Origin of the sequence: Aliikangiella maris (assembly GCF_040719265.1) — a bacterium.
Taxonomy (GTDB): domain Bacteria; phylum Pseudomonadota; class Gammaproteobacteria; order Enterobacterales; family Kangiellaceae; genus Aliikangiella; species Aliikangiella maris.
In genome coordinates this window covers 309,241-333,615 of sequence record NZ_JBFDAH010000002.1, presented here as the reverse complement: position 1 = coordinate 333,615, position 24,375 = coordinate 309,241, and the positions used below count along the sequence as shown (strand labels likewise).

The 24,375-nt window shown below is 37.6% G+C and carries 21 protein-coding genes; 10 read left to right on the top strand and 11 right to left on the bottom strand.

Translation table 11 applies throughout. The features are described 5' to 3' along the window. Positions 1–155: 155 nt before the first annotated feature. Entirely contained in the window at positions 156–479 is a 324-nt protein-coding gene (locus ABVT42_RS03420) for a hypothetical protein (RefSeq protein WP_353873707.1), read from the bottom strand. A 1,480-nt stretch (positions 480–1,959) separates the two neighbouring features. On the opposite strand from ABVT42_RS03420, the gene ABVT42_RS03415 reads away from it, so the two are divergent. From ABVT42_RS03415 to ABVT42_RS03405, 3 genes are read left to right on the top strand one after another with little or no spacing between them, the layout of a single operon-like run. Next, positions 1,960–2,550 (top strand): restriction endonuclease subunit S domain-containing protein, encoded by a 591-nt coding sequence (locus ABVT42_RS03415; RefSeq protein WP_353873706.1) that lies wholly within the window; start codon positions 1,960–1,962, stop codon positions 2,548–2,550. Positions 2,551–2,564: 14 nt separating this feature from the next. Beyond that, entirely contained in the window at positions 2,565–4,154 is a 1,590-nt protein-coding gene (locus ABVT42_RS03410; protein WP_353873705.1) for an N-6 DNA methylase, read from the top strand. Next, entirely contained in the window at positions 4,147–4,425 is a 279-nt protein-coding gene (locus ABVT42_RS03405; RefSeq protein ID WP_353873704.1) for a hypothetical protein, read from the top strand. Before ABVT42_RS03410 ends, ABVT42_RS03405 begins: the two co-directional genes overlap by 8 nt. 81 nt (positions 4,426–4,506) lie before the next feature. Here the strand turns inward: ABVT42_RS03405 and ppsA are convergent, their stop codons facing one another. Next, complete coding sequence (gene ppsA / locus ABVT42_RS03400) at positions 4,507–6,882, bottom strand: phosphoenolpyruvate synthase (RefSeq protein WP_353873703.1); 2,376 nt, start codon at positions 6,880–6,882, stop codon at positions 4,507–4,509. A 123-nt stretch (positions 6,883–7,005) separates the two neighbouring features. On the opposite strand from ppsA, the gene ppsR reads away from it, so the two are divergent. Further along, positions 7,006–7,824 (top strand): posphoenolpyruvate synthetase regulatory kinase/phosphorylase PpsR, encoded by an 819-nt coding sequence (gene ppsR, locus ABVT42_RS03395; RefSeq protein ID WP_353873702.1) that lies wholly within the window; start codon positions 7,006–7,008, stop codon positions 7,822–7,824. Between the two features lie 62 nt (positions 7,825–7,886). On the opposite strand, the gene ABVT42_RS03390 is transcribed toward ppsR, so the two are convergent. Then, entirely contained in the window at positions 7,887–8,315 is a 429-nt protein-coding gene (locus ABVT42_RS03390; RefSeq protein WP_353873701.1) for an FAD synthase family protein, read from the bottom strand. Positions 8,316–8,943: 628 nt separating this feature from the next. On the opposite strand from ABVT42_RS03390, the gene ABVT42_RS03385 reads away from it, so the two are divergent. Further along, on the top strand, positions 8,944–9,348 hold the full coding sequence (locus ABVT42_RS03385) for a VOC family protein (protein WP_353873700.1): 405 nt from the start codon (positions 8,944–8,946) through the stop codon (positions 9,346–9,348). A 96-nt stretch (positions 9,349–9,444) separates the two neighbouring features. On the opposite strand, the gene ABVT42_RS03380 is transcribed toward ABVT42_RS03385, so the two are convergent. The 6 genes from ABVT42_RS03380 to ABVT42_RS03355 all read right to left on the bottom strand — a co-directional run bounded on the left by ABVT42_RS03380 (position 9,445) and on the right by ABVT42_RS03355 (position 17,550). Next, positions 9,445–10,251, bottom strand: coding sequence for a DUF4097 family beta strand repeat-containing protein (locus ABVT42_RS03380; RefSeq protein WP_353873699.1), 807 nt, complete (start codon positions 10,249–10,251; stop codon positions 9,445–9,447). A 398-nt stretch (positions 10,252–10,649) separates the two neighbouring features. Beyond that, complete coding sequence (locus ABVT42_RS03375) at positions 10,650–11,513, bottom strand: MBL fold metallo-hydrolase (RefSeq protein ID WP_353873698.1); 864 nt, start codon at positions 11,511–11,513, stop codon at positions 10,650–10,652. Positions 11,514–11,552: 39 nt separating this feature from the next. Beyond that, complete coding sequence (locus ABVT42_RS03370; RefSeq protein WP_353873697.1) at positions 11,553–13,223, bottom strand: Na+/H+ antiporter NhaC family protein; 1,671 nt, start codon at positions 13,221–13,223, stop codon at positions 11,553–11,555. Between the two features lie 87 nt (positions 13,224–13,310). Further along, positions 13,311–14,669 carry an amidohydrolase family protein gene (locus ABVT42_RS03365; protein ID WP_353873696.1) on the bottom strand — a complete coding sequence of 453 codons (1,359 nt, stop codon included), beginning with the start codon at positions 14,667–14,669 and terminating at the stop codon, positions 13,311–13,313. 2 nt (positions 14,670–14,671) lie between these two features. Further along, the gene (locus ABVT42_RS03360; protein WP_353873695.1) at positions 14,672–16,075 is read right to left on the bottom strand and encodes an amidohydrolase; all 1,404 of its coding nucleotides are present in this window, start codon (positions 16,073–16,075) and stop codon (positions 14,672–14,674) included. A 74-nt stretch (positions 16,076–16,149) separates the two neighbouring features. Further along, a complete protein-coding gene (locus ABVT42_RS03355) occupies positions 16,150–17,550 on the bottom strand; it encodes a sodium-dependent transporter (protein ID WP_353873694.1) in 1,401 nt (466 codons plus the stop codon). 360 nt (positions 17,551–17,910) lie between these two features. Between ABVT42_RS03355 and ABVT42_RS03350 the strand changes: the two genes are divergently transcribed. Next, the gene (locus ABVT42_RS03350; protein WP_353873693.1) at positions 17,911–18,978 is read left to right on the top strand and encodes an isoaspartyl peptidase/L-asparaginase family protein; all 1,068 of its coding nucleotides are present in this window, start codon (positions 17,911–17,913) and stop codon (positions 18,976–18,978) included. A 218-nt stretch (positions 18,979–19,196) separates the two neighbouring features. Here ABVT42_RS03350 and ABVT42_RS03345 read toward each other — a convergent pair whose 3' ends face one another. Next, entirely contained in the window at positions 19,197–20,216 is a 1,020-nt protein-coding gene (locus ABVT42_RS03345) for a phospholipase A (protein ID WP_353873692.1), read from the bottom strand. A gap of 117 nt (positions 20,217–20,333) precedes the next feature. On the opposite strand from ABVT42_RS03345, the gene ABVT42_RS03340 reads away from it, so the two are divergent. The 4 genes from ABVT42_RS03340 (at position 20,334) to ABVT42_RS03325 (ending at position 23,147) form a co-directional block, all read left to right on the top strand. Then, positions 20,334–20,720, top strand: coding sequence for a hypothetical protein (locus ABVT42_RS03340; protein WP_353873691.1), 387 nt, complete (start codon positions 20,334–20,336; stop codon positions 20,718–20,720). Positions 20,721–21,280: 560 nt separating this feature from the next. Then, complete coding sequence (locus ABVT42_RS03335) at positions 21,281–22,039, top strand: SDR family NAD(P)-dependent oxidoreductase (protein ID WP_353873689.1); 759 nt, start codon at positions 21,281–21,283, stop codon at positions 22,037–22,039. Positions 22,040–22,160: 121 nt separating this feature from the next. Next, positions 22,161–22,439 (top strand): hypothetical protein, encoded by a 279-nt coding sequence (locus tag ABVT42_RS03330; RefSeq protein ID WP_353873688.1) that lies wholly within the window; start codon positions 22,161–22,163, stop codon positions 22,437–22,439. Positions 22,440–22,658: 219 nt separating this feature from the next. Next, on the top strand, positions 22,659–23,147 hold the full coding sequence (locus ABVT42_RS03325; RefSeq protein WP_353873687.1) for an HXXEE domain-containing protein: 489 nt from the start codon (positions 22,659–22,661) through the stop codon (positions 23,145–23,147). 81 nt (positions 23,148–23,228) lie between these two features. Here ABVT42_RS03325 and dinB read toward each other — a convergent pair whose 3' ends face one another. Continuing rightward, positions 23,229–24,287: a DNA polymerase IV gene (dinB, locus tag ABVT42_RS03320; RefSeq protein WP_353873686.1), complete on the bottom strand. Its 1,059-nt coding sequence runs from the start codon at positions 24,285–24,287 to the stop codon at positions 23,229–23,231. Positions 24,288–24,375 lie beyond the last annotated feature (88 nt).

Genomic DNA, 24,375 nt, shown 5'->3' with positions numbered 1-24,375 from the left:
AAACTCAATAAAATTATTGCTAAAATCAAGGCTATTTAATCCAATAATAAGTTTCTACTTTATAAAAAGCCCCCAATAAAGCTTTACCGCTTAAATAATTTATAAGTGATAGAGAGTCCGAGCAGCACAATTGATTAAATATTAATACCGTATCACTAAGAAAATCGATTTTTGATTCGATCAAGTTCTTTTTCTTTTAAAAAGGTTGTGATTGCATCAACAAAATCGACATCGACATAGATGGAATTTTTAAATGAGTCCGCTTGATAGGTGCGCGATGTTATATCTATCCCTAAGTGGATTAATTCGATTTCTAATGTGTGCTCTACTCGGTGAAAATTGCAGCAGAGTGAATATAGTAGATGTTGTTCTCGTTCAGACTTTAAAAATTTCAAAAAAGTCATCAGATATTCAGCAGAAATTCCGGCAATGTCTCTGGCTTCAATTAATGATTGAATCAGTTGATTTCTTTTAGCCATTTATTTAACAGTTCCTTTTATTAATAACAACACACTTTCCTGACCAGAAAGTGTCTCAATAGAAAACTGGCCATACAGCCTATGAGTAAGAATGGCGATCACTCAAATGACCAGAAACAATTACTGTTTTTTGGTGCAAGTGCTAGAAACTTTTACAACTAACCATCAGCCCACGCTTCCCCAGTTCTCAAACAGGGTAAAAATAGACAAATAGCTTCAATTAGAGCAATACACAAAAAGGTGTGAATACTTTAATCAGAAATAAATTGTCTACTTTGAAACGTAAAAACGGTTAATTGATCTAAGTTTCTCTATAAAGAAAGCAAAAAGTTAATCGACGGATTAAAATATTGAAAATAAACCCTAATTTATTTGAGGGTTTGAGAATCTGGGGTCGCGTTGTTAGCCACGACGTTATATAATAGCAAGACGTCATAGTTGATCTCCTGTGTAGATTGACTATGGCCAGTCTATAACTGAGGGCTGCCACCCTCGACCTTAGACGGGCCGCTAACTTCTATGTTCACTATTGTTCATAGGGGTTGGCGGTTACTTATCAAGCTTGCTCTGGCTACAAAATCACTCTATTACCGTGAGCAAGCTGAAAGAAATTTCCAACAACAAGCAACCGAGAGGTTAGCATAAATAATGTTGTTGGGATAGCGCTCTTAACATTTTTTTAACATTCAAATATAAATTATATCGTTCTTTTTAAACGAATACTTTTTGATGTTAACAACTTCAATCAACACTCCCATAGACGCTATAGGATATTGATTACCGCCTTATATTTACCCAAATCTTTATTTGTCTGATAAACGCAGTAATTAACTTAAAAATATTACGGCGCTTCATTACTATAAATTAATAACTTACAAATAGGTTCGACATTAACCTACAGATTATTTGCTAATTTAATAAGTTGAAATAATGCTGCTACAAACTGAATACCGATTACAGTTGATCTTTGATCAATATAATCTTTTCTTAGTCAATAAAATTTATAATCACACGAACTCTTTGAGCTCGATCTAAAATATTTAAGTATACTTTTTATTTTTTCTACCTTGTGACTCAATTGCTCAAAATCATAAAATCAATTTCAAGTTGATCATTATAATATTTCTTTATTTTTAACGGAGCTGCTCCAACTTTGCATTCTATTTTATGCTTTACTTAGTATTCGTTGTGAATACATTCATTCTTCAGCTCGTTCTTTTCTCTTTCTTACATTAATCTTCATATCGTTTGTGTATTCACATTTCTTTTTCTTTGCATTTTATCTTAACAAATATTTTTCCAAAAATTTTTGAATGTTTATTACCTTTTCGGGTATTGCCTTAAATTTGTTTATTTGTTTATCTTTATATATCATACATCTATACATTTGCATCATTTTGTTTTATGCATAATATATATTGACATTTTTCTTCTGTCAACTATTATTTACATCATTATTGTTTATGCAATTTCTATTATTATGATCTTATCTGAAATAGTCGAATTATCAGCAGGTTACCCCTTTAGAGGTAAAATCCCGGAAACTAGTAATTCTAATATTTACTGCATTCAAATGAAGGATGTTGCTGAAAATGGTGAAATAAATTGGTCTCATTTTTCCGAAGTACACTTAACAGGTAAAAAAGCACCTAATTTTTTACAAAAAGATGATATTTTAATAAGTGCGAGAGGCAAACACTTTACGGTCTCTTTCTTTAAGCAAACACCTGAACAACAGCTTGTTTGTGCACCTTACTTTTATATTTTACGATTAAAGCCAATATATCAATCTGTGATTTTACCTGCATTTTTAGCTTGGCAACTCAAACAACTACCAGCACAAGATTATTTTATTCAGCATGCAGAAGGCTCTATCACTAAAAGTATTCGTCGAAAAACACTTGAATTAACCCCATGTTTTATCACTTCGAAGCACCATCAAGCCTCAATACTAGCATTAGATAAAAAAATTGAAGAAGAACAACAAACCTATCGCGAACTAATCGATAACTCAAAACAAATCATGCACCAAATAGCATTCGATTTATTAAACGACAGTACCCTCTTATAAAATGGAAGTCACTTATGCCATTCAGTAAACTTGACCAATTTATAAATGATATTTGGGAAGTGAACCAGACTCTAAGCGAAACTATTCGCTTAGAAAATGGATACCCTTACTTTATTTCGCTGGTTTTCATAAAGTTAATGAATGAAACAGCAACTCACAAGATTTTGGCTAATAAGCATTTGTTAATTAAACAAATTCTCGAACAGCCTGAGCATTTGATCTTAGACAAACTTAATCAATGTCTAGCCGAATTAGATAATTTGAACTTTTTATTGCCGACTCAAGCATCAAATCAAAAATCAAAAGATCGTGCAATGTCCAATCAACTGTTATCTAATATTGATTTCAGACAAGCACTTCCGCTCGACCTTGCTAAAGCAAATAAATTATTCAGAGCAATGCTGCAATCGTTACACCAAATTCCGTCTCCAAATAAAAACTCTTCACCGCAAATGCTTTGTGAAGTATTTTTAACCATTATTGACAGAGTTAATTCAACTATCCCTGACGTCGCTATTTTTTATACGCCAACTGCAATCAGTGGCTTAGTACAACAACTCATTCAGCCAACCGGTAAAGAGTCCATTTATGATCCTGCTTGTGGCACATCATCGCTAATGATTAAAGTGGCTGAGTTTAGTCAATATAAGAGAGAAAAAATGGATTTACCTCACTTTTTTGGAGAAGAAGCCAAACAGCAAATTGGAGCAATTGCAAAAATGAATTTCATTTTGCATGGCATCAACCACTTTGAAATCAATATCGGTAATAGTCTTTCCGCGCCAGCGTATAAAGAATCAAAAAATCAATTACGTCAATTTGATGTAGTCGTATCCGCACCACCTTTTAAAATCGATCATTGGCGGGAAACGGAGCATTTTCAAGATAATTTGAATCGCTTTAATTTAGGTTTACCACCAGCTAATAAAGCAGATTTTGCATTTTTACTCCATGGTTTGGCATCACTAAAAAAGCATCAAGGGCGAATGGCCATCATTTCACCTCAAGGCATTTTATTTCGCGGAGAGCAGGAAAAATTAATCCGAACACAGTTAATTGAAAATAATTTCATCGACTGTATTATCAATTTGCCACCTAAGTCTTTCTATCAGAGAAATATAAATGCGGCCATTCTGATACTCAGAAAAGATAAGCGTAACAAAGAAATATTATTTATTAATGCCGAAAACTATTTTACACCATCCAAAAGATTAAACACATTTGATGATAAGCAGATACTTAAAATATCGAAAATTTATCATGATTTCTGCAATAGTCAAATTAATAAACAACTTCAGTATCACAAAAAAACAGTGCAGTTTCAGGCAAAAACCACTGAAATTTCAGGTCAATACTTGTATCAGATTCAGTCGTCACTGAGTGGAGATCAGCAGGCTAGTATGCCTGATTATTGTATTGCAACACATACTGTCATCAAACAAAATGACTATAACCTTAATCCGCCACTTTATTTTGGCACCAAGAAATTATCCAACAAAAATATTAGAGAACTAATGAAATCGCGAAAACAATTGAAAGCTTCTCTCAATAAAATTGATTTAGATATACAACAACTCTTATCCAAACTAGGGCAAAATGACTGATTTAAAAACATGCGAATTATGTTCTCGACAATTACCATTAACTTTTCACCATTTAATCCCTAAAAGTTGCCACACCAATAAATGGTTTAAAAAGCATTACACTGCTTTTGAAATGAAACACAACGGCATTAATATTTGTCGAAGTTGCCATAACTATATTCATAAAAGATTTACAGAAAAACAGTTAGGACGAGACTTGAATACACTAGAAGCGTTGTTGCAACAGCCTGAAATGGTAAAGTACATTCAATGGGCAAAAAAGCAACACTGACAAATAAAAGCTAAAACGGTTTCATCAATATATTATTTGATGAAACCGTTGTATCAAGATCGAGCGTTTAACGCCAATAGGTTATTTTTCTTTATTCGCCAAAAATAGCCAGGTTTCCAAAACAGAGTCTGGATTTAGCGACACGCTTTCAATTCCCTCCTCCATTAACCATTTGGCTAAGTCTGGATGATCTGAAGGTCCTTGACCGCAAATACCAACATATTTATTCGCTTTACGGCAGGCCTGAATTGCCATACTTAACAATTTTTTAACCGCCGCATTTCTTTCATCAAATAAATGAGAAATAATACCTGAGTCACGATCAAGTCCCAAGGTTAACTGAGTTAAATCGTTTGAACCAATAGAGAAACCGTCAAAATAAGTTAAAAACTGATCTGCCAATAATGCATTTGACGGAAGCTCACACATCATAATCACGCGCAGCCCGTTATCACCACGTTTTAAACCATATTTGGCGAGTAACTCTATGACTTGTGCGGCTTCATCAACCGTGCGTACAAATGGAATCATAATTTCGACATTGGTCAATCCCATCACTTCACGAACTTTCTTAATTGCTCGACATTCGAGCTCAAAACATTGTTCGAACTCAGCAGAAATATATCTTGATGCCCCTCGGAAACCAAGCATTGGATTCTCTTCTTCGGGCTCATATAAATGTCCACCAATCAAATTCGCATATTCATTTGATTTAAAGTCAGACATACGCACGATAACTTTTTCAGGTGAAAAAGCGGCTCCTAGCGTTGATATACCTTCAACCAGTTTTTCAACATAAAAACTCACTGGATCGTCGTATCCGGCGATCGTTTCAGTAATTGTTTGCTTGAGCTCTTCATCTTCAAGTTGATCAAATTCGAGAAGCGCGCGTGGGTGAACGCCAATCATTCGATTGATGATAAATTCTAATCTCGCCAAACCAACACCAAAATGCGGTAGTCGGGCAAAATCAAAAGCACGATCAGGATTACCAACATTCATCATAATCTTAAATGGCAGATCAGGCATGTCATCAATTTCACTGTTATTAATGTTAAATTCCAGTAATCCTGAATAAATATTCCCTGTATCACCTTCGGCGCAAGAAACAGTAATTTCCTGACCTGATTTAATGGTATCTGTAGCATCGCCACAGCCAACAACAGCAGGTATACCCAACTCGCGTGCAATAATTGCTGCATGACAGGTACGACCGCCACGGTTAGTAACAATGGCTGATGCACGCTTCATGATAGGTTCCCAATCAGGATCGGTCATATCTGTCACCAGTACATCACCCGGTTGAACTTTAGACATTTCAGACAAATCAGAAATAACTTTTGCAGGTCCCTTTCCAATTTTTTGACCGATAGCTCGTCCAGTAACAACAATTTCAGAAGTTTCTGCTAAGACATAACGTTCGATTATCCGCGAATCATCTCGACTTCTGACAGTTTCAGGTCGGGCTTGAACAATATAAAGCTTGCCATCTGCACCATCTTTTGCCCATTCAATATCCATTGGACGCTGATAATGTTTTTCAATAATCATTGCTTGTTTTGCTAATTCTTCAACTTCCGCAGGTGTAATACAAAATTGTTGACGCAGCGCGGGTTCAACATCAACTGTGGCAACTGATTTACCGTGAGTTTCATCATCGGTATAAATCATTTTAATCGCTTTACCACCAATTGTTTTTCTGACAATCGCCGAACGATTAGCTGCTAATGTCGGCTTATGCACGTAAAATTCATCAGGGTTGACCGCCCCTTGCACAACCGTTTCACCTAAACCATAAGCTCCAGTAATAAACACCACGTCAGAAAATCCAGACTCGGTATCAATAGTAAACATCACGCCACTGGCTGCGATATCACTGCGCACCATCTTTTGCACACCTGCGCTCAATGCAACATCCGCATGCGCAAATCCTTGGTGAACCCGATAAGAGATCGCACGATCATTAAATAAAGAGGCAAACACTTCTTTTAATGCCAGTTTGACATTTTCCCACCCACGAACATTTAAAAAAGTTTCTTGCTGACCAGCAAAAGAAGCATCAGGTAAATCTTCGGCAGTTGCCGATGAACGTACAGCAACAGCAAATTCGTCATTTGCTTCGCCTTTTAACTGAATATAAGCTTCATGAATGGCTTTTTCTAATTCGGGTTGGAAAGGGGTATCGATAACCCACTGACGGATTTTACTACCAGTAACCGCTAAAGCATCAACATCTTCAACATTTAAAGCCTTCAGTTCGGCTTGAATCTTATCATTCAATCCGCTTTGCGCCATAAAGTCACGGAATGCATCAGCTGTCGTCGCAAACCCATTAGGAACACTTACGCCCATGTTGCTCAGATTACTGATCATTTCACCGAGAGAGGCATTTTTACCACCAACTCGATCAACATCATTCATTCCTAAGCCGTTATACCAAAGCACGAAGTCTTGCACAGTCAATTACTCCTAAGATCTTTAATTTTAATGCTAATGTTATGACACTTGCCGATATTCATTTAGCATGTTTAAATTCAACCCAATATTAGAGTGGGTATTTTACTTCAAGGGCACACAAATATGAAACGGAAGGTGTTTTTTATCTCGGACAGAACCGGTATTACCGCCGAAATGTTTGGTCAATCATTACTATCTCAATTCGAAAATGTCGAATTTGATGAAATGACCATTCCCTTCATCGATAATATAGATAAAGCAAAGGATGCTTGCAAGATTATTCAAGACGCTGAACAGGAGTCTGGTTTACGTGCAATCGTATTTGATACCATTGTTACCCCAGAAATTCGCAGTGTTATACAATCGAGTGGCGCATTGGTACTGGATTTCTTTCATACCTTTATCGGACCATTAGAAACAGAATTAGGCGAAACCTCTGGCTTTCGTGTCGGCAAAACCCACTCCCTCACCGATGGAAAAGCCTATGACTCTCGAATTGAGTCTGTTAATTTTGCACTCAATAATGATGACGGAATATCGACCAGACATTACGATAAAGCCGATGTAATTTTAGTTGGAGTGTCGCGATGCGGAAAAACGCCAACGTCTTTGTATATGGCAATGCAATTTGGTATTAAAGCGGCCAACTACCCATTTACTGAAGACGACATGGAAAGACTCAAACTACCAGCCGCCCTTACTAAACAAAAAAATAAAATTTTTGGCCTAACTATCAATCCAGGTCGATTGCATGAAATACGCACTGAGCGACGGGCGAACTCACGTTACGCATCACTCAAGCAGTGCCAATTTGAAGTAAGAGAAGTAGAATCACTTTATCGTCGAGAAAAAATTCCTTACCTCAATACAACAACGCGATCAGTTGAAGAACTGGCAACCAAAATACTCGCTGCGGCAGGAATTAAAAGAAAAGTTTTTTAAGTATCTGGCTTTATATGATATTTAAAAAAAATATTCTTCATTTATTTTAATAAAAACTATTTTTATTTATTTTCAAGCAGATTTAAAGTGCTTTCATCAAGTCGATTAGTTTTCACAACTTCAATCACCGAAGTTGTGGAAATAGACGGCGTTCGAGGTAAATAAATCACCTGACAAATATCAGAAAATTCATCAAACTTTCCTTGCCAGTCATCTCCCATGACTAAAATATCAGCTTGATGTTGTAAAATATATTCGCGCTTAAGTTCAAGTGATTCTTCCAAAAATACCTCATCGACGCCTTTAAATGCATGGACTAAAAACATTCTTTCCTGCTGTGAGTATATCGGTTTACGTCCTTTTTTTAATAAGTTGAGTGCATCAGAAGATACTCCTACAATCAAACGCTCACCTAATTCGCGAGCACGATTTAATATCTTTACATGACCAATATGTGGCATATCAAATGTACCGAAGGTGATCACTCTCATTGATAAAAGTCACTCCTAAAAAATTTTATACTATCTATTAAAAACAACTAAAACTATTTAAGTTGTATTGGATGTAAGTTGTATTGGATGTAAGTTGTAATGAATGTGTAATCCCGAAATAACCTAAATATACCCAAAAGTCTATAATACTCCTATAAACAATTTATAGACTTCAACTTGCAAAAGTACGCAACCAAATATTCAGATTAAATAGCCGATTAACCTACAAACACTTTTAATGAAAAGTAATCATTATACATGCGATCACTTTAAATCACCTAATATTCGCAATCATCTAAGGTTGAATCCAATTATGATATCTGTAGATTACTCAGACAATGAAACCTGACAGTCACCATCTAACAAATTAACTAGGGTCATTCAATCATTCATAATACTAGCAACGACTTTATCCATAAGTACAACAAGAATACTGTATGCTAGCAGTTCAAACATTAAGCAATTAATAATCTAACCGTTATCGATTAGCAAATGTTCTCATTTGAGCTGTCATAGACAGCGCCTACAATTTGCAATAACATAAGCATTCTATTGATTACAAAGCAAACAAATTAAGTATCAGATGTTACTTCATTATTGAATTTTAATTCCAGCAAGCGAGGCATTTATGGCAAAAGTGACGGGAATTGGTGGTATATTTTTTAAAAGCAAAAAAGACAATAAGGCACTGGCAGCTTGGTATGAAAAACATCTTGGAATGCCATTAGCCGATTTTGGTGGGGCCATTTTAAAATGGTCAGATGATAAATCGGAAGATCAAGGTCTTACCGTGTGGCATTTAGCAAACAAAGATAGTCAATGGTTTAGCCCGAGTAACTCACCTTTTATGATCAATTACCGGGTCGATAATCTCGATGAAATGCTTAATCAATTAACTGATTCGGGTATTGAAATTGTCGATGGACCAGAATCACATGAAAATGGAAAATTCGCCTGGATTATGGATCCTGAAGGAAACAAAATAGAACTGTGGGAACCGATGCTTTGGGACGAAAAAAACAAAAATGCCTGATAAGCGAAAAACAGTGCCAACTCAATGAATGCCCGAAGAATATCGGGCAAATCGCTTTACTTTTATTTGTGCAAGTATTTGTCCAGGGCTCTTCAATCAGCGGGTTTCAATATCACCTTTAACATCTTTAATTGATAACCCACCACTGCCTGCATCAAGAATCGTCAACCCTTTTTCGACCGATTTTACTTCAATCCCACCAGAGCCATCTTTAATAGTTACATGTCCATTGATATTTTTAACAATAATTTCGCCTGAGCCATCATTTAATTTTACATCACCATTGACGTCTATCAATTGAAGGCTACCACTACCATCAATAATATTAACGCTTCCATTAACCTGAACAATATCCATTTCACCAGAGCCATCATTAATATTTAGCTCGCCGACAGATTTCAAACGAATTTCACCTGAACCATCTTTAATAACCACAGATCCTGATAGGTCTGCCCCCTGTATATCACCAGAACCATCATAAAGTTCAAGTGCGCCTGCAATATTTGATATTGCAATATCTCCCGACCCATCTGAAATTTTAACATTCAAATAAGCGGGTACTTGCACGGTAACATGAATATAAGGAGAATCAACGCCCCAATAGTTTTTATTCTTTAAATTAGGATTGGCAATAATTCGCGCTACTTCTCCTTCACGTTCGAGCGATAGCTCATAATTACCAGACTCAACATTTATATCTGCAGACAAATAGATTTGTTTAATTCCTTTTTTGCCTTCTACCCTTAGAGAACCAGCGCCTGCCTCTATCACTAGTTGTTGAATTTCATGTGTCGATAGTTCTCGCTTTTCAGTCGCTTTTATATTTTGCTCAAATGCCTTAACTAAAGAAACCGAAGTTCCAACCATTATCCCCAATGCCAGTACCAGCTTCAGATTTTTCATCAATTTTTCCTAATTATTTGTTGTCTTTTGAATTAACTTAACTGAATGTAGCAATAATAGTGCCATATCCAAATTACCTAAATGGTGTGATTTGCTAGGGTTGTAAAAAGTACTATTAGTCATTCAGCGCACTATTTAGTCATTTTGACCGGCAAGTCAATTCTAGAAACTTTATGACAGGCAAAAAAAAGCCACCTGGTAAAGGGTGGCTTAAACTATATCGGAGATTCTGCCTTCAAGCTCAATGGGGTTGAACCCTATAGGACATCCGACTGCCTAACTAACAACCGTAAGGGGGAGTTAAATTCTCTAATAACTCAGACTCACTCAAACATTGTTAGTTCCACAAAAATATAGTTTTTTTGCATTTTTTTATAAAACTTATAAAAATCAAAACGTTAGCTTTGAAAAGAATTCAGTTCAGCAAAGCTTTCAGTTAGACAATAACGACCTTTTTCATTTTTTCCCAACCTGCCAAGTGCTGTTTTGGCATCATGTGTAAAAAATAGGCGGCCATTTCTATCAAATAAATCAGACAAAAGCTGGGATTTTTCATCAATCAACTTTTCAGCACAGCGGTCATATCCCATTGTAATAGGTATATGCACCCAAGGCTCACCAGGTATTAAGTCAGCACAAAACACAATCGGCCCGTCAGGCATTTTGATTTCGGTCAACATCATCCCTGGCGTATGTCCAGACGAAAAATGAAAACAGTAATCATCCCCCAGCAAAGAGTGAGTTTTACTATCAACCAAATGGACATTTTTTCGTGACTTAAGTAACGATAAAATTTCTGGAATAAATGATGCTCTATCACGGGGATGAGGGTTGTAAGCACGCTCCCAAGCCTCTTCTCCAATTAATATTTGCGCATTGGGAAATAATAATCCAGGCTCATTCTCTAGCTGCCATTGCGGTAATAATCCCCCAATATGATCAAAATGCAAATGAGATAGAACAATCACATCGATATCTTCATGCGATAATCCCACACTGGCCAGTGAGTCTAGTAATACATGTTCAGACTCAACAACACCATATCTTTCTTTATATTGCGGATCAAAAAAAGCCCCAATGCCGACTTCTAACAACACATTTCGACTCTCTTCTTTGATTAGCAAAGTTCGACAGGCCAAATCAATGCGGTTAAGTTCATCGACTTGCACCCATTTTTGCCACATTGCTTTTGGTGCGTTACCAAACATGGCTCCGCCATCAAGCTTTTGAGAATTTCCCAATATTGAATAGAGTTTTTTCATGTTCAAATCCTAATGAATTGGCAAAATATTTTGTACTTTTTACTCTTTAATTTTTTCAATTTTAAAATTCGTTACGCCATAAATAATAGAAACAATCGGATTGATTAAATTAAAAAAGCAAAAAGGTAAATAAATAAAAGTTGAAACCCCTAGCGTACTGGCCATAAACGCGCCGCAAGTATTCCAGGGAATTAACGGTGAAGTAATAGTGGCAGAGTCTTCTAAAACTCGTGAGAGATTTTTAGGATGTAATTTACGCCGCTTAAACTCTGCCCGATACATTCGACCAGGTAACACAATGGCTATATATTGGTCGGCTGCAATAATATTGATACCAATACAGGTCGCAATGACGGTAATAACTAACGATCCCGTACCTTTAACTAAATGTAAAGCGCTGTTGACCAGACATTGTAACAGACCAACCGTTTCCAACACGGCTCCAAATGTCATGGCACAAAGAATTAGCCAAACCGTCGGATTAAGCATACTTTCCATCCCACCGCGAGAAAGCAACTCATCAACAGATGCATCACCTGTTGCAGACTTATAACCTCCAGACATTACCCGCCAAACGGCGTCAATCGCGTTAACCCAATAACTGCGGCGCTCAAGTTCGATAATGACCTCTTGCCCGTTTTTAGATAATGATATAGTCTGTGATTTATCAGAGTCGAGCGTTTTACTTAAGGTAAAGGCAAAACTAAATTCTGGTCGCACATCAAAAGTAACCACATATTGGTTTTGTCCATTTTGAGTTTTCTCCCTATCAACACTTAAAACTTCACAAGACTTGATGGACTGCTTAGTTGATGCCTGACAACTATAAATCGAATCTTCAACTGACTTTTCTGTCGATGCTGGTTGAAATGCAATAGCGAAAATCCCACCGAGCAAGGCACCAATCATTAAAGTTGGAAATGCCGGCATTCGTTTATAGGCCAGCACTAAAACAACTACTAGCGGGATTAAGGATAATATCGATATATTAAAATGATTGTCGATGACACTTAGTGTTGTATCCAATCCTGCAGTTGTTGCAGATGAATTTTCAGTCAACCCTATAATCAAAAAAAGAAAAATGGCAATTAAAATACTGGGGCCAGTGGTCCAGGCCATATGCCGAATATGAATAAATAATTCTGTACCGGTAACGGCTGGAGCCAAATTTGTTGTATCAGAAAGCGGTGACATTTTATCACCAAAATATGCGCCAGAAATAACGGCACCTGCCGCAATTGCAACCGATAGCTCAAGTCCTGATGCTATACCGATTAAGGCAACGCCTACCGTTCCAGCGGTAGTCCAAGAGCTACCAATACTAATAGAAACCAACGCGCAAATAAGGCAAGCTGCCGCGTAAAAAAATGCAGGATCGAGAATTTGCAGTCCATAATAAATCATGGTTGGTACGGTGCCGGCTAAAATCCAAGTACCAATTAATGAACCTACCATCAAGAGAATTAAAATAGCACCAAGTGCCATCGAAATCCCCTTAACGATTCCCTCTTCCAACTCTTTCCAGCTAAAACCATTTTTATATCCAATGAGCATAGCCACCGCAGCCGACAACAGCAACGCAATCTGATTGGGCCCATAAGAAGAGTTATCCTCATACAGTTTTACTGCACCGAATAACATTAAAATTAAAATAGCGACTGGAATTAAAGCATCAATCAACGTTGGCTGTTTCTTATTATCAACCGTCATTCTGCATTCAACCTTTTTATTATTGAGTTTATAGTTTTGGTTTAATTTGCCTGGTATAAATTAATCAGCTTTTAAAAAAAAATAGAATCAGTAGATGTATGCTTGCTGATGATTACCTTTAAGTTCCCAGTAACGATCTCTTAATCGAGTCGCTCTAGATACCAGCGCCTGTTCAACACCTTGAATGAACACCCAGTCTGGATTAGCCGTAACCTCAAGTGGGTCACTATCCCATACAACAACATCAGCATCCATTCCAACTTCAATCTGGCCATAATTTTCGATACCAAAAACTTCAGCAATATTGATAGTCATCGCTTCAATCGCGACAGACTTTGGCAATCCATAAGCAACCGCATTGCCAGCCGACTGCCTAACCAGATAGGCATTATGTGTCCCGCCATCGGATTGAGAACCGCCACCTTTAAATAGCAGTTTAACCCCCTGCTGATAAAGTCTGGTTGCACTATCAATTCGCACAGCAAGAGATTCGAACTGAGGTAAATTATCAAGAGGATTAATAATAACCGGCACTTTGGCTGCTGCTAATTTGCTGGCCACTCGCCAAGCCTCACCTGCATCAGCAACAACCAATTTGATTTGATGCTTTTCTGCTAGCGCGATCATCCGCTCGATATCATCAGCTCGCTCAACCGAAACAATCAAAGGTACTTCTCTGTCTAATACCGGATAGAGCGCTTTTAAGTCAGCAACCGATTGACTAAAGGCCCAATTAAACCCTGGTAAATAGCGACTTTCGTGTTGCCGCAAATATTTGGCCTCAGTTAGCGCTGTATCAATCGTTTGCATGGCTGCGGCTCTTGAGCCACCACTTTTTTGTGCGCCATAAGCGCCATACACAGCAACTTGAAAAGCCTTTGCTTTAATTAATCCATCAAGCGATGATTGCAATGCAATAACCGCTCCTTGTCCGGCAAAGATTGAATTACTTGCTGACGGCCGAACAATCGCTCTCGTCAAACCATTAATTCGGTTTTGTGGAATCAGCGTTGAACTAAAGTTAATCGCAGATGAAATATCAAACGATGCGCCCAAACCCTGCTGTTTGGTTGACCAATCAACGGTGCTCGATACACCGTTAATTTCTACCAATCCAATTTTTGTATCAGCACTGCACAACCCTGGCGTAATAAATTTACCTGAAGCATCGATAATCTGGGCATCTTGTATCAGTTCTGGTGAAATAACATTTTGAGAGTCAGCGCCATTAGAAATGCTTTCTTGAGAAATGGAATCCTGCGAAACAGCCATAATTTTACCATCAGCGATCACGACATTTGCCTGATGTAATACGCCCTTCGCGGTTGCGGTATAAACCGTTGCATTTTTAATAATGTAAGTTTTAGCAGTAAGCCCTGTATTCAAACAAACCATCATACATGTAAGCGAAAACAGTCCTATTGACTTCAATTTTATTTTACGCATAATCATAGTCGCTCTCCTGCTGGCTCTTTAATGCCTAAGTCAAAATCACTTACTGCATTCGATTTTAGATTTTGCCGATCAAACATTAACGCACCATCAATGTACACTTGCTCAGCCTTGGCATAAACGCTCATTGGATTTTGATTCCAAATGACAATGTCAGCCATTTTTCCTTTCTCAATACTCCCCACTTGATCAGCAATACCTAATGCTTTTGCTGGATTTAGCGTGATCCAGCGAATGGCATCTTGAGGTAGAATTTGAGCGCCGCGCTTATTTCCTGCCGCCATTGCCTTGGCAGACTCCTGATTTAGATGTTGAATGCCAATCGGTGAGTCAGAGTGAACAATTGCACAAGCTTTAGCACGTTCAACCATAGCGACATTTTCTTTTACAGAATCATAAGCCTCATGTTTGAATCCCCACCAATCAGCCCACATTGCGGCACAAATATCATTTTTAGCTAAAACATCGGCTATTTTGTATGCTTCAACAGCATGATGAAAAGTTGAAATTTTGTAGTTAAACTCTTTGGCAATATCTATCATTACTACCATTTCCTCGGCACGATAGCAATGATTATGCACTAGGATTTCACCACTGAGTACACCGGCTAATGATTCTAGATTTAAGTCCCGTTTGGGTGGATCTTTTTGTTCTCCGTTTTGTGCTGCTTCGTAATAATCATCCCATTTTTGTTGATAGGCCTTTGCATCTATCCAAGCACTACGATAGCCCGCCACATTACCCATTCGAGTCATCGGCGCGCGGCCCTTTCTTCCATAAACACGCTTGGGATTTTCACCACAGGCCATTTTTAAGCCATACGGCGCACCAGGAAATTTCATGCCTTGCATGGTGATTGAAGGTACATTTTTCAGGGTAACACTGCGACCACCAATTAAATTGGCAGAGCCAGGCAATATCTGCAAACTGGTCACGCCGCCTTGCAAAGCCAGATTAAACCCTGGGTCTTGTGGCCATACCCCGTGTTCAGCCCAAACTTGTGCGGTCACCGGCCCTGTCATTTCATTTCCGTCAGCATTATTTTCATGGGATGGTGAAGGATAAACGCCCAGGTGAGAATGAACATCGATAAGACCGGGCGTAATCCATTTACCACCAGCATCGATTTTCTTAATGCCTTCAGGGTAAACCATGGAAGTCCCAATATTTTCAATTTTTCCATTCTTTAACCAAACGGCCGCATTATTCAGGCGTTCACCTGTACCGGTCAAAATAGTGGCGTTAAAGATAATCATCTCTTCTGAAGGACGAGCCTGATAGGTTGACTCAAACACCGGTTGAGGTTTTTCTATTGGAATCGGATCTTTTTTCTTTTCTTCTTCATTGCATCCGCTCATTCCTAACACGAGCGCAGGAATCAATAACGATATCAGTCTCAAAACAGGCTCCAGATGTTGATTTTATTGAGTATCAACAAAGTAAAACTCGATTGATACTCTATTTTGTCAAGAGTTTAACCCAAAATCATGCTCATGAGTTTAATACCAAAGAATTTATCTGCAACTGTGACTAAAAAGATGGCTCCCAAAAGCACTGGGCAAACATATTTCAAGGCAAAATCGACATACATTTGTAACCAGGATCCTTTGATACTTTCATCGCCTTCGGCTATTTCTAGATTAAAGTTCTCAGTGCGCCAAACATAAGCCGTAAAGACAGCGATCATAAATCCGCCTAGCGGTAGAAAAGTATCATTGGCAATAACACCAACAAAATCAAGGAATGGCATGGGTGTGTCACTACCGGGCATGGTAACAAAGTTACCAAGCGCTTCAACCGCGCCGTAAGAGAGCATAGAGGGAATCCCAATCAAGAAAATCAGTAACGCGATTAGCCAAGCAGCTATACGTCTATCAATATTGTGTTCGTCCACCATATATGCCGTTGGCACTTCCAATAATGATATAGTGGAAGTAAATGCCGCAAAAGACAGTAATAAAAAGAAAAACGCACCAATGATTACGCCAAGAATACCACCCAAGGACTGAAACACCCCGGGTAAGGTCGCAAAAATTAATCCTGGACCACCGTTAGGCTCGATGCCTTGTGAAAACACAAAAGGAAAAATCATGAATCCAGCCAGTACAGCCACCCCCACATCAACCAGAGTGATCGATGCCGCGGAACTAACAATGTTGTCGGTTTTAGCCACATAGCTGCCATAAGTGATTAATGCGCCCATTCCCAAAGATAGCGAGAAAAACGCCTGACCCAATGCAGAATAAACCACTGAACCAGTAATTTCATCAAATTCAGGAACCAGGTAAAACTTTAGTCCTTCCATCGCATTGGGCAAGGTTACAGCATAAATAATCAACCCGATAATCATAATGAACAGTGTCGGCATTAAAATTTTAGCGGCTCTTTCAATTCCGCCGGCAATTCCGCGGGAAACCACAAAAGCAGTACCAACCATAAAAATTAAGCCATAGCCGCCAACTTTTATCCAGTCAGCTGTAAACTGACCAAATGCTTCACCGCCAATTGAAAAAGTTCCAGATAAAATGTCAATAAAATAGCCAAATGCCCAAGCTGCGACAACATTATAAAAAGATAAAATCAGCACACCGCTTGCCAATCCTAAATAGCCAATAACTGACCACCGTTTAAAACCCAGACTTTTAAATGCGCCAACAGGATTACGCTGCGTTTTTCGGCCAATACTGATTTCAGCAACCATAACCGGAAAACATAAAATAAAACAAAAAGCCAAATACATTACGACAAAGGCCGCACCGCCACCTTCACCCACTTCAAAAGGAAATTTCCAAATATTACCCAAACCTACTGCTGAACCAGCGGCAGCCAGAATAAAACCAATGCGAGTACTAAAACCGCCACGTTGAGTTGCCATTATTGTTCCTACTTTATTTTCTAAAATTATTGTTTTTTTATTAAAAATGATAATTAATTGGTCACTTATCGATTAACAGATAAGTTTAGGGCCCCATAAAACCATAGAATACCTACTTACCTCAAGTCTTCTCAAAAAATTTTTTGTCGAGATTTTCATCAAATAATTTGTTGAAGATGAATGATGGCAGCTTGTTATCGCTAAGAGCTTTAACGAGTGGCCATGCATATAAGCTATACTCACATGCAAATTCTTCTTCGTACTTCACCTAAGCCATTAAAATAACTAGATTTTTTATTGCAATTCGCCAAGTGAAACGCTACTTTATTTTATCTATTATGTGCCAAAGAAGGGACTAAAATGAAACTTAAACTATTATTAATCAGCTTAATAACGATTATGACAACGACTCAAGCAAAAGCGCAAACAGCTCAAAACGATAAGGCCGCCCCAATTGCCATTGCCATTCATGGTGGTGCAGGAACCATTTTAAAAAGTAATATGACCCCCGAACTCGAGAAGGCCTACCATGCGAAAATGAAAGAATCACTTGAAGCCGGTTATGACGTACTCAAAAAAGGAGGGACAAGTGTCGAAGCCGTTCAGGCAGCCATCATGATAATGGAAGACTCACCATTATTTAATGCAGGCAAAGGAGCTGTTTTTACCCATCATAAGACAAATGAGCTTGATGCATCAATCATGGAAGGTAAAACGCTCAACGCCGGCGCGGCATCAGGTGTTACCACCGTAAAAAACCCAATTAAGCTGGCGGCTGAAATTATGTATCACTCCAAGCATGTTATGCTGAGCGGCGAAGGTGCTGACACCTTTGCTAAAAAGCAAAAACTGGAAATTGTCTCAGCAGATTACTTTAAAACAGATAGACGCTGGAACCAGTTACTTGAAGTATTACAAAATGATCCTGACGCAACGGCATTATCAGAAGATAAAACCGATAAACACGCCAACGCTTTAAATTATCAAAATACCGTTTGGCCTGACGATAAAAAGTTTGGCACAGTTGGCGCAGTCGCGCTTGATCAACATGGTAATCTTGCTGCCGGCACTTCAACAGGCGGCATGACCAATAAAAAATATGGAAGAATTGGTGACTCTCCTATTATTGGTGCAGGCACTTATGCTGACAATAATGCTTGTGCAGTTTCTGCAACAGGACATGGTGAATATTTTATACGTGCAGCAGTCGCTCATGATATTTGCGCGCGCGTTCTATATAAGAATATCACACTGCAACAAGCGGCCGATGAAGTCATTATGCAAAAGCTGGTAAAAATGAAAGGTGATGGCGGAATCGTTGGCCTATCTCCCAAAGGGCAACCAGTTTTCTCATTTAACTCAAAAGGAATGTATCGTGGTTATATCGACACAGATGGTAAGGTTTACACTGCTATTTTTGAAGAATAATCGGTGAAATAGCGCTCAGATATAATCTCTGGATATCTAGTAAATTAACTTCGTGAATTTCATTAATTTTCTATATTGAAGTTACATTATTTCAATTACATTATTGAATTTAACGATAAATTGGCGACAAAAACAATTAAGCCGCAAAATTACTCTTATTTTAAGTAGACTCAACTACTAGGCGATTATTGAATTCAATAATCGCCTAAATGACAACACTAGAAAAAGTCAGTTAATAAAATACCAATACCAAATCGCTCAATAGAATGATTGTAATCAATCATACTTTCACCATAGCCATTAAAATATTGTGCATAACCTTTAAAACGACTCCCCAGTGGGAAAGTCCAGTCTAATTGCAATGCGCCACGATTTTCAGAACGTAAATTATTTCGTACCATCAAACTGAAAGTTTGCTCTTCCCATTTATATAAGGTGCTCAGTTCAAAATGGCCCATATATTTTTCAATATCAGGATTATCATCACCTTCTGATGCACCAGGCTCTTCCTTCTCATCTTCGGGAATACGATACCAAGGTTTAAAACCAATAATCCAACGGTCATTTTCCCAAATAAAATTCGCATAAATTCGGTTCCAGCTACGTGACAAAGGTTGTGAACGGCCGTTAGACTGGTGCTCAATGCCAATCATATTGACTCGATTCGTCCACTCACCCAGTTTTAAATCATTAATGAAACCATAAAAAATTTCAGGCTGATAATTTGTCTCTCTAAAAGGCGCAGAAATATCACTGTTATACATCTGCCAATGAGATTGAATAGTAAATCCAAAGAAAAGTACATCGTCATCTTTAATCAGTGACTGGGCAATTGGTGCCTTAAAACTGATTTGAAACTTAGCTTCATAATTATCCAGTTTATCCAACTTACCTGGAGCATTTTCATACACTGCTTTATTAGGATGACTGGCATAGGTAATAGGCAACATATAATTACGATTATGCGATGTGATCACATTGGGATTTTCTAATGCGGTTCTTTCATTAATAATTCGTTTGTCGAGCGGTGTTAACTCTTTGTTTGGTTTTTGAACAATTTCACGATGCAACTGTTCTTTACAATAATCTTTGACTTCATTAACTTGACGAGAATTATCGCCCTTATCGATTTGTTCAAAATAGCAATCGATAAGCGCTTTTTGGTAATCATTACTTCTAACACTCGGCGCGATTAGACCAACTACAACTATAAATATATAAAAGTGAGATTGTTTCATTATAAATATTGTACTAATTTAAATCGTTTCCTATATTTTATTGAAAGTGAAGATTCAAGGCACCTGTTATCTGAAATTATTTCAAATAACTAACCACTTCTCGATAGGAGTATTTTTATGTCTGTTCAGCAAATACCTGTGATTTTGAAATCAATGAGTCCACAGTTCGCTCATCAAGAGGCAATCAAAATAACCCCTTCTGAATTTTCCATGATGAAAGACGTCATCCAAGAATACTGTAAATCTTATGATGCCCCTCGACTCTATGGCATTTTAGGTCGCATAAGTCGCCGTATGAAACAGGCAAATACCCCTCATTTATGGCACACCGAATTCGAATATTTTGCATCCAGTATGATGCAATCAATGAAAGATAAAAAATACTGCCGACTCGACGATACATTAGAAGATATTAACGAGATCTTTTTACGTGAAAACAAAAGCTCTTTACCCGGTAAAAATCGTAGTGGCGACAAAGCGCAAATCCTTAGCATTTTTGGCTAGCTTGTGATAACGAGTCAAAAACCAGTCAAACTCAATAATTGGCAGACTCATAATTGGCGAACTCAATAATTGGCGAACTCAAGAATTAGCAGAAATCTTCAATTCTAATTACAGCCTGAGCTCAATGATTTAACACTATATTTTTTAACCATGCATAAGATTGTCAGCTTGGTTCAATTTAATTATTTTAATTAAATTGTTTTGATTATATTCAATATCCATCGATTGAAATAAGTTAAATTTAAAAAGCAAAACCGTCAGTCAATATCATAATATCAAAAACTTTAAATCACATTAAATAAACAGAGCAATCTATTTTTTTCAAGATTTTTCATACTTCGTATTGATAGAGAAAGTTCTTCAAAAGTTTTTCCGCAAAAAACATTGACCTTTTAAAATGACTTGATGACACCAGCGTTATTGCTCTTTAGCGATTATAGTTAGGCAACTATCATCAATTAGTCATCAATTAATCATCAATTTTTCGGTAATCAGTTTAGGCATACTTTAAACTAGCTGTTATAATTGCTGGCAAATTTTAATCAAGAGATCGCAATACTATGTCATTTAAAAATTCTTTAGCAGTGATTAGTGGTGGCGCTTCAGGCTTAGGTCTTTCAGTTGCCAAACGAATCGCTTCACAGGGCGGCAAGGCAGCAATTTTAGATGTAAATGAAGAACAAGGAGCAAAAGCCGTAGCGGAACATTCAAACAATATTATTTTTATTAAAACAGACATAAGCCAAGAAGACCAAGTTGATAGTGCAGTCGATCAAGCGGCAGCCAAATTTGGACACATAAACCTGGCGGTCGGCTGTGCAGGAATCTTGGGTGCGGGACGTCTAATCAGTAAAAAAGGCCCAATGGCTCTCGATTATTTTCAAAAAGTGGTTGATATTAACTTAATTGGCAGCTTCTTATTAACTCGCGCAGCAGCGCGCCATATGCAAACCAATACGCCGGTCAATGATCAGCGTGGCGTTATAATTCATACCGCGTCAATCGCCGCTTATGAAGGACAATTGGGACAAGTCGCCTATTCAGCAACAAAATCAGCTATTGTGGGTATGATGCTGCCACTAGCACGAGAATTTGCACAGTTTGGCATTCGCTGTATGGCTATTGCTCCCGGCACTTTTGAAACTCAAATGATGGCAGGTGTCCCCGAAGAAATTCGTACTAAACTTTGCGCCGAAATTCCATTTCCTTCACGATTTGGTTATGCCGATGAATTTGCACAAATGGTTGAGCAAATTAATGATAATCAAATGCTAAATGGTTCTGTAATTCGTTTAGATGGCGCAGCAAGACTACAATAGCTGATAACTTCTAATTATTAAAAGTTGCATTCAATAATCGCTTATTTTTTTTGAACTCTCATACAGAAAGTTAACTTTCCTAAATTTATAGGTAAAAAATTTAACACAAAATAAGCGATTTATGAATGATTGGTTTTGGACTTTTAACATTCATTTTTTAATGAGCAATCTAATGCAATACTTGGACGGACATGAAATTCAACTTGGCGATTTAGTAATGTTTGAATGCGGTCAAACCCAAGGCATTGTTGATGTTTTAATAGAAACCGAAAGTGCGATGCAAGAATGGCAAGTTGACACACCAGGTGTACTACTCAAGTCAACACCGTTTGGTTCTGTTTTTTGGCCAATAAATGACACAAGAGATCCCCTTGTGTTTATCTCTCGCCATTCGTCTTAAATTGATTTCTCATAATTCAATACACATCATCATTCATGCATATTATTTTTTATCTTTCTTGCTCTTCTATTATTTGTTGATACAAATCAAATATTTTTCTATCAATCAAGACATAATCTACGCATCCTTAATCCGCAGCCCAATCTTTTTAACCATGTAAAAAACTAACAAAAATAGTAATTACTCAATTATTTAGATGAATAAACGGTTCCCCATTTTATGTCATTAAACACACTAATCCTTTTATTTTTATTGGCAACAATCATTCATAATGTTGAAGAAGCTATCTGGTTACCCAAGTGGTCTAAAAATAATACCCGCTGGCACCCAGCAGTTTCGCCACAAGAATTTCACTTTGCCATATTTATATTAACCTTTCTGGCGATTGCAATCAGTTCTTTTGCTATCTACCAAAAATCAAATCAATGGATTTACTACCTGGTAGCCGGTTATTCTTTAGCAATGTTATTAAATGTCATTTTCCCGCATTTATTAGCCAGTATTATTACCCGCCACTACGCACCAGGATTGACTAGTGCATTATTACTTAATTTACCGATAAACAGCCTTTTATTAAATCATTTATTGAGTCATGCTTATATTAATACAAAATTATTTCTTATCGCAGGCCCATTATTTGTTATCGGATTATTATTGACGATTCCAACTCTTTTTTATTTAGGACGTCAATTTATGGGAAAAAGCTAAGGGCAGTTAAATAAAGAAGGATAAAAAGTCACAATCTTTAAAATAAAAACATTTGCTTAAATGGCTGTCATTAAATATTAATTAAAAAGGAATATCCAGTTGTTTATGCTTTACCATTCCAGCATTTTCAGGAAATTTTACACCAACGCCCAGCAATCGTATGGGCGAAGGATATTGTTTTCGAAGGCGCTTAAATAATGCGATTATCAGTGGTACATCTAGACCAATTGAAATAGACTCTGCTGTATGTAATGAAAAATTTTCCTGTTTAACTTTTACATAAACCTTACGAATATGACCCAGTTTTTGAGGATCACCTAATCGACGAGATAATTGAGAAATTAATTGGTGTAGTTCACTTTCACAAGTTTCCCACTGAGAAATGTTTTCATCAAATGTAGTCTCAACACTCAGCGACTTACGTGAAGAACGTGACTCCACTTCACGCTCATCAATACCACGGCACAGGTCAAATAAATATTTACCTGTTTTACCGAATTTTTTAAGTAATATATTTAATGGAACCTGGCGTAGCTCAAAGCAATAAAATATGTCCATTGACTCGAGTTTTGCAGCCATTACTTTACCAACGCCATAAAGTTTTTTAACTGGCAGACGGTCAATAAAAGAAAGTTCTTCATGTGGCAAAATAACTTTCAATCCAGCCGGTTTATTCCAGTCGCTGGCAATTTTAGCCAAAAATTTACTCCGTGCAACCCCCGCAGAAGCAGTCAAGCCTGTTTGCTTATGGATATTTTGACATATTGACTGAGCGATCCAGGTCGCACTTCCCTGACATTGGTCAGAATCGGTTGTATCCAAATAAGCCTCGTCGAGGGATAGTGGTTCAATTCGATCGGTATATTGATTAAAAATTTCACGAATCTTAATAGACTCTTGTTTGTACTTTGCCAGATTGGGCCGAATAAATACTAAATCAGGACATAGTCTTGCAGCTTGTGCTGATGGCATCGCAGAGTGAACACCAAAACGGCGAGCTTCATAATTACAGGTACAGATTACTCCCCTTGACTGAGGATTACCGCCTACTGCAACCGGTAAATTAGCCAGTGACGGATCATCCCGCTGCTCGATTGCGGCGTAAAAACAATCCATGTCGACATGAATGATTTTTCGCATTTGACTAATATCAACACCTACTACTTAAACAAGTAGATATATTACCATACCAACCATTTTTGAAAAGCCGATTTGGCGTTGAATTTTC